The 6,357-nt window shown below is 71.5% G+C and carries 8 protein-coding genes and 1 pseudogene; 5 read left to right on the forward strand and 4 right to left on the reverse strand.

Annotated elements, in window-relative coordinates; translation table 11 throughout:
- Nucleotides 1–100 precede the first annotated feature (100 nt).
- Nucleotides 101–454 carry a VOC family protein gene (locus ACFV4G_RS42385; RefSeq protein ID WP_380448812.1) on the forward strand — a complete coding sequence of 118 codons (354 nt, stop codon included), beginning with the start codon at nucleotides 101–103 and terminating at the stop codon, nucleotides 452–454.
- Nucleotides 455–499: 45 nt separating this feature from the next.
- Here ACFV4G_RS42385 and ACFV4G_RS42390 read toward each other — a convergent pair whose 3' ends face one another.
- Both ACFV4G_RS42390 and ACFV4G_RS42395 read right to left on the reverse strand, forming a co-directional pair.
- Entirely contained in the window at nucleotides 500–1,648 is a 1,149-nt protein-coding gene (locus tag ACFV4G_RS42390; RefSeq protein ID WP_380448815.1) for a serine hydrolase domain-containing protein, read from the reverse strand.
- A gap of 151 nt (nucleotides 1,649–1,799) precedes the next feature.
- Nucleotides 1,800–2,126 (reverse strand): hypothetical protein, encoded by a 327-nt coding sequence (locus ACFV4G_RS42395; protein ID WP_380448817.1) that lies wholly within the window; start codon nucleotides 2,124–2,126, stop codon nucleotides 1,800–1,802.
- 341 nt (nucleotides 2,127–2,467) lie between these two features.
- Between ACFV4G_RS42395 and ACFV4G_RS42400 the strand changes: the two genes are divergently transcribed.
- A complete protein-coding gene (locus ACFV4G_RS42400) occupies nucleotides 2,468–3,079 on the forward strand; it encodes a DUF5753 domain-containing protein (protein ID WP_380448819.1) in 612 nt (203 codons plus the stop codon).
- 25 nt (nucleotides 3,080–3,104) lie between these two features.
- Here the strand turns inward: ACFV4G_RS42400 and ACFV4G_RS42405 are convergent, their stop codons facing one another.
- A complete protein-coding gene (locus ACFV4G_RS42405; RefSeq protein ID WP_380448821.1) occupies nucleotides 3,105–4,001 on the reverse strand; it encodes a LysR family transcriptional regulator in 897 nt (298 codons plus the stop codon).
- 138 nt (nucleotides 4,002–4,139) lie between these two features.
- Between ACFV4G_RS42405 and ACFV4G_RS42410 the strand changes: the two genes are divergently transcribed.
- On the forward strand, nucleotides 4,140–4,646 hold the full coding sequence (locus ACFV4G_RS42410; RefSeq protein ID WP_380448823.1) for a nuclear transport factor 2 family protein: 507 nt from the start codon (nucleotides 4,140–4,142) through the stop codon (nucleotides 4,644–4,646).
- 22 nt (nucleotides 4,647–4,668) lie between these two features.
- On the opposite strand, the gene ACFV4G_RS42415 is transcribed toward ACFV4G_RS42410, so the two are convergent.
- Complete coding sequence (locus tag ACFV4G_RS42415; RefSeq protein ID WP_380448825.1) at nucleotides 4,669–5,112, reverse strand: RidA family protein; 444 nt, start codon at nucleotides 5,110–5,112, stop codon at nucleotides 4,669–4,671.
- Nucleotides 5,113–5,284: 172 nt separating this feature from the next.
- Here ACFV4G_RS42415 and ACFV4G_RS42420 point away from each other — a divergent pair, with 172 nt between their 5' ends.
- Both ACFV4G_RS42420 and ACFV4G_RS42425 read left to right on the forward strand, forming a co-directional pair.
- Nucleotides 5,285–5,917, forward strand: coding sequence for a C40 family peptidase (locus ACFV4G_RS42420; protein ID WP_380448828.1), 633 nt, complete (start codon nucleotides 5,285–5,287; stop codon nucleotides 5,915–5,917).
- Nucleotides 5,918–5,948: 31 nt separating this feature from the next.
- Nucleotides 5,949–6,357: pseudogene (locus tag ACFV4G_RS42425) on the forward strand (IS5 family transposase); the annotation flags it as partial.

Raw genomic sequence — 6,357 nt, forward strand, 5'->3', positions numbered from 1 at the left:
CGCCCCGCCCGGTGCCACCGCTGCGGCCTTTGGGGCGGGTTGTGTGTGCTTGGGGCGACGCCCCGACTCGCTTCGGTCGCCGTCCTGGCAGGATGGCGCCATGGAACGTGTGCTTGGAATCGGCGGGTACTTCCTGCGGGCCGCCGACCCTGCTGCCCTCAACGCGTGGTACCGCGACTGCCTCGGCCTGGACGCCGACGAGCACGGCCTCTGGCAGCAGGAGACCGGCCCGACGGTGTTCGCGACCTTCGAGTCCGGAACCGACTACTTCGGATCGAACGCCCAGCGGACCATGCTCAACTTCCGGGTCCGCGACCTGGACGCCATGCTCGCGCAGCTACGCGCCAAGGGAGCGGACGTCGCCGGGGAGACCCAGGACATGGCGGGCGTCGGACGGTTCGGCTGGGTCACGGACCCCGAGGGCAATCGCATCGAACTGTGGCAGCCCGCCTGACCCCGCCCCCGACGGCCGCCCGGCGCCGCTGCCCGCGTCTCGGCGTCAGCGGCAGAGGGCCGTTTCGACGAGGCTCTCGACGTGCTTCATCGTGTTCGGGTCGGAGGGCTGGGTCGTCACCGCGATGTCGGCGGCGGCGCTGCCGTCGTCGGTGACGCCGCCTCGGGTCTCGTAGCCCGGGAAGCTGCCGCCGTGGCCCCAGTAGAGGCCACCGCCGCACGGCAGCGGCTTGCTCACCAAGCCGAGCCCGTAGCCGGCGCCGGGGCCCATTTTCTCGGCGGGGACGGTCTTCTTCATCTCGGCGAGCTGGGCCGGCTTGAGGAGGTCGCCGTGGAGCAGCTCGGAGAAGAACCGGTTGAGGTCGGAGTTGGTGGAGATCATCTGCCCGGCCGCCCAGCCCCAGGACGGGTCGATCTCCGTGACGTCGCGCAGCGGCGCTCCCGGCGCGTCCCGGTAGTAGCCCTTGGGGTGCGGCTCGCCGATGGACTCGTCGCCGGGGGCGGGGAAGTACGTGTGGTGCAGGCCTGCGGGCTCGATGACGCGCCGTTCGATCTCCGCCGCGAGGGGCCTGCCGGAGACCCTCTGGGCGATCAGGCCGGCCAGGACGTAGTTCGTGTTGCTGTACCCGAACCTCTCCCCCGGCGCGAATTCGGCCTTGAACTGAAGGGCCGTGTCGAGGAGTTCGCGCGGCTCGTAGTAGCGGGGCCGGAGGTCGGCCTTGAGGTAGTTCGGGATGCCGCTGGTGTGCTGGAGGAGCTGGCGGACCGTGATCCTGTGGCCGTCGATGCCGTCCCCGCGGACCAGGCCCGGCAGGTACGTCTCGATCGGCTCGTCGAGCGCGATCTTCCCCTCGCCGACCAGCTGCAGCACGACCACCGCCGTGAACACCTTGGTGTTGCTGCCGATCCGCACCTGGCCGTCGACCGGCACCTTGGCGCCGGTGGCCAGGTCGGCGACCCCGGCGGTGTAGTTGCGGGCCCGGCCGTCGCCCTTCTTGACGCTCGCCAGCGCACCGGGCACGCCCTCGTCCCGCGCCAGCGCGTCGAGGCCCTGCTGGACGGTGTCCGGTCGGGGCGCCGCGAACGCCGCGGCCGGAGCCAGTGCACCCACCGTCAGGGCGCCTACGGCCACCGCGGCCGCGAGGGCCTTCCAGCGCCGGGACGGACGGGCCTTGTGCTGCGCCTGCTCAAGCACGTGCCAACTCCAGGGTCTTGTCGGGAAAAGCAGCGGTGTTTCGCTGCTCCCACCTTCCCCGGAGTCGCCCGGCTGCGACGATGCTGCTACCCGCCCGGTTGGGGGTGGGGCTAGCCCCCGGTACGTGCACGATTCGACGGCGGGGACTCGATCATGACGGCGATGCCGTCCAGCAGCGGCTTGAGGCCGAACTCGAACAGCGCGTCCAGGTCGAGGTCGTAGCCGTCCGGCAGCCGCTCGCGATCCTGGTGAACACCGGGTACCGGGCCGCACTGGTGATCGCCGCGAAGGCGGGGGCCTGACGGTCCATCCACTGGTCCTCGCTGAGGCCGGCCGCCGCCTCGGCCTGCGCCTCCCGTTCGAGGTGCACGGCGATGACGTGGACGTGGCTGTAGAGCAGGACGTGCAGGTCGAGCATCGTCTCGGGGGCGAGGCCGTGGCCGTCGAGCGCGGCCAGCGCCCACTCCGCGTGGACCATCAGGGCTGGCGCCAGCCACTTGACGCGAATACAACAAGTCAATCTGCCGAGTACACGACGACTATTGGTTGACCTCGCGCCTATGCCGAGGTGAGCGCACGGCGAGCACCTCTGCCCCGCAACCGGCGAGGAACTGTCCTACGCCCAACCCGCACGAACCAACCGCACCAGGAATGCCCTACGGCACCTGGCCGGGCCTGCACTGGTCCCGTGCCCTCGCATCATGCAGGGGCGATCCGGCCGCAGCCCCTTGCGCGGCCCTGTCCACCGGGGCCGGCGCCGCCCCACAAGCGGACTCAACTCGCTGACAGCGGTCATCAGTCACTGGAAGAATCGCCGGCATGCCGACCGCATCGAGCTCAGCCGACAGCAACTGGGACGACCTCCTCCAGCAGGGCACCGGTCCGGTGCAGGAGTCCTTCCTGGACCTGGTCAGCAAAACCCGGCACTACGTCGGCTACTCGCCGGACGTCGTCTGGGGCAACCTCCAGACCGCCGAGTACGCCGAAGCCATGCTCCGACTCGTTGTCGACTTTCACGGCATCCCTGACGACATCCAGGCCGGCGTCACAGCCCGGACCGCCCGCGCCCAGTTCATCGGACGGGAAGGCCGGACCTACCACGTCCTCCTCGGGGAACAGGCCCTGCTCACGAACATCGGCGGCCCGGAGGTGATGCGCGGTCAGCTCCGCAGGCTGACCGAGGCGCTCTCCCTCCCCGGCCTCACGCTCGGGATCGTGCCGGCCAGGGCCCGGCTCTTGGTCTACCCGGGCGACGGATTCGCCATCTTCGACGACCACAGGGTGGAGGTGGAAGGCTTCCGGGGCGGCGAGACCATCACCGACTCGGACCGACTCGCGGTCTTCCGCAAGGCCTTCGACCGCCTCCAGCCGTCCGCGGTCTACGGCACGGCCGCCCGCGACCTCATCGAGACCGCGCTCAGCGGAACCTGACCCCGCAGCTCACCGGAAAGCACTACTAGCCATCGACCCCCAGGAGGTCCTGGGCCGCGCGGTTGAACGCCTCGGTGACGGGGGTCGGGCGGTCGCGGTGGTGGAGCAGGCCCCACTGCACCGGGGGCGCGTCGGCGAGCGGGCGGTAGGCGACGTCGGGGCGGGGGTGGTAGCGGCGGGCCTGGGCGCCGAGCGGGAAGGCGCCCCGGCCAGCGCCGACGAGGGTCAGAATCTCGTTCAGCGTGCCGCCCTCCGGGCCGGGTGAGATCGGCCGCCCGTTCGGCGTCCGTGCCGGGGTGCGGTCGGCGCGGAAGGACTCCGGGACGGCGGAGGGCAGTTGGACGAGCGGGAGGTCAGCCAGTTGCTCCGGCGTGACGACATCCTGCTGCGCGAGCGGATGGCCGGCGGGCAGGGCGAGCATCCGGGGCTCGCTCACCAGGACCGGGCCCGGCACCAGGTCCGGCTCGCGCAGCGGGTACTCCGCGAACACCAGGTCCACCTCGCCCGCCCGCAGGAGGGCTATGCGGTCGACGAGTTCGGCCTCCCGGAGGGTCGCCTCCCAGTCGGGCAGCCGTCCCCTGAAGCGCTCCGCGACGCCGACGAGCAGCTGCCCCGCCGCCGGGCCCGCGAACGCCACCCGCAGCGTTCCGGTGCGGCCGTGCCCGGCGTCGGCGACCCGCCGGACGGCGGCGCCCACCGCCTCCCACGCGGGCCGCAGCTCCTCCGCCAGCTGCGCCCCGAGCGCCGTCGGCTCCACCCGGCGGCTCGTCCGGACGAACAGCGGTGCGCCGACCCGGCGTTCCAGCTTCCGTACGGTCTGGCTGATCCGCGCGGTCGAGACGTGCAGCCGCTCGGCCGTCCGCCCGAAGTGCAGTTCCTCGGTGAGCACCAGGAACGCCTCGATCTCGTGCCGCTCCAGCACTCCGTACCGCCTCTTCCCCCGCTACATCATTAACCCTCGCTTCACGATCGTTGCACAGCCTCTCATTGATCGTCCGACCGCTCCCGCAGGAGGGTGGAGCCATCGCCGAAGATCCCCCACCTCCCAGGGAGTTGCACCATGTACGTCACCACCGACCGCGCCCTCGCCGCACCCGCCGCCGACCCGGCCGCCGTCGCCGCCGAACTGCGCGACCGGGCCGAGATCCTGGACGCCCTCCTCCGCTTCGGCCTCGGCCAGGACCTCCACGACCGCGAGCTGTTCGCCTCCTCCTTCACCCCGGACGCCGAACTTGACTTCCGCCCGGCGGCCGCCGCGTGGGACGCCGAACCGCCCGTGATGGCCGGCCGGGACCACATCGTGACGACGATCCTCGGCATGTTCGCCGGGCGGGTGACCACCACCCACCAGGTCACCAACTCCCGCATCACCGTGGACGGCGACCGGGCCCGGCTCACCTCCCTCGTCGAGGCGCAGCACGTGCTGACGGCCGACCCCGCCACCCACGCCCTGCTGAAGAACCGCTACGACGTCGAACTGCGCCGCGACGGCGACCGCTGGCTGATGCACCGGGTGCGGATCGACAACGTGTGGCTCACCGGCGAGCCGCGCGCCATCTTCGGCTGAGCACCCGAGGAGAGTTACGGCTTCAGGGCAGCACGGCCACCGCCTCCACTTCCACCAACTGGTCCGCGTAGCCCAGCACGGCGACGCCGAGCAGCGTGCTGGGGGCGTCGTGCTCCGCCAGGTACGAGCGGTACACGTTCCACACCTTCACGAGGTCGGCCTGGCGGGAGGACGCGACGTAGACCGTCGTCCGGGCGATGTCGGTCCGTGCGGCGCCCGCGTCCTCCAGGGCGGTTATGAGGTTCCGCATGACCTGGTGCGCCTGGCCCTCGTAGTCGCCGACGGCGACCGTCCGGCCCTTCTCGTCGAGCGGACAGGCGCCGGCGAGCCAGAGCGTGCGGACCGGCGCGTCGACGGCCGCCGCGTAGGCGTAGTCGACGGCCGGGGTCAGGCGAGTGCTGCGGATGAGCTTGACGGCGCTGGTCACGGTGGCCTCCGGGGGTCGCGGTCGAACCTTTGCGCCCATCGTTGGCCGCACCTGATGGGGCGTCAAACGATTTGTGGGCGAATTTCCCACCGTTCCAAGGCCGATGCGGTTCGCGATTCACCGTTCCGGGTGATAGCGGCCCGATACTTCCGGCCGGGATCCTGGTGCCCTGAGATCTGACGAGACGCCGACAACACCGGGAGAGTAAGCGATGGAGTCCCAACTGCCGCACCACGAGGACGGTTCGGGCGTAGGCCGGCGCCGGATGCTGGGGATCGCGCTCGGGGCCGGGCTCGTTCCCGCCCTGGGGGCGTCGGCCGCCGCGAGCGCCGGACCCGCGCCGGGCGGCCCTGCCGCAACCGAGCCCATGGCTGCCGCCGCACTCGGGCGGCGCGTCGCCGAGGTGGCCGCCGCGCAGATCGGCGTGCCGTACGCGTGGGGCGGCGGTGACCGCCTCGGGGCGAGCTACGGCTTCTGCGACGGCGAGAACGGTTACCTCGACGGGGTCTGCCTCGGCGAGAACACCGTCGGCTACGACTGCAGCGGCCTGTCCCTCTACTGCTGGTACCTCGCGAGCCACGGGACGATCGAGCTCGCCCATTACACCGTCGCGCAGTTCAACCGCAGCGCCGAGGTGGCGCGCGACGCCATGCTCCCGGGCGACCTGATCTTCTTCTCCCGCCCGGACGCGATCCTCCACCACGTCGGGATCTACGCGGGCGACGGCGCGATGATCCACGCCGAGCGGACGGGCACGCTCGTCGCCCGCGTCGAGAACGTCCTCGACATCCCGCGCTGGGCCAACGAGTTCGCAGGCGCCCGCCGCCCGCACCCCGCGGGCTAGGGCGTTTCTTTCCGATCATCGGATCGTTGGTCTGGTCGTGCCGTTGACTGACGCGCAGTGGGCGCGGATAGAGCCGTTGTTGCCGGACCGGACGCCGAAGCGGGGCGGTCGTTGGCGTGATCATCGGGAGGTGATCGACGCGATCGCGTGGAAGTTTCGGACCGGCTCGCAGTGGGTGCACCTGCCCGCCGAGTACGGCTCATGGAAGGGCGTCTACACCCGGCTGCGGAACTGGGCGATCGACGGCACGTGGGAGCGGGTGTTCACGGCGCTGCTCGCCCAGGCCGACGCGGAGGGCGACCTGGACTGGGTCGTCTCGGTCGACTCCACGATCGTGCGCGCCCACCAGAATGCGGCCGGGGCCCGTCAAAAGGGGCCCCGGCCGGCGAACCGGCCCACCATGAGATCGGGCGTTCCCGCGGCGGGCTGACCACGAAGGT

This window comes from Kitasatospora sp. NPDC059747 (assembly GCF_042732955.1).
Taxonomy (GTDB): Bacteria; Actinomycetota; Actinomycetes; order Streptomycetales; family Streptomycetaceae; genus Kitasatospora.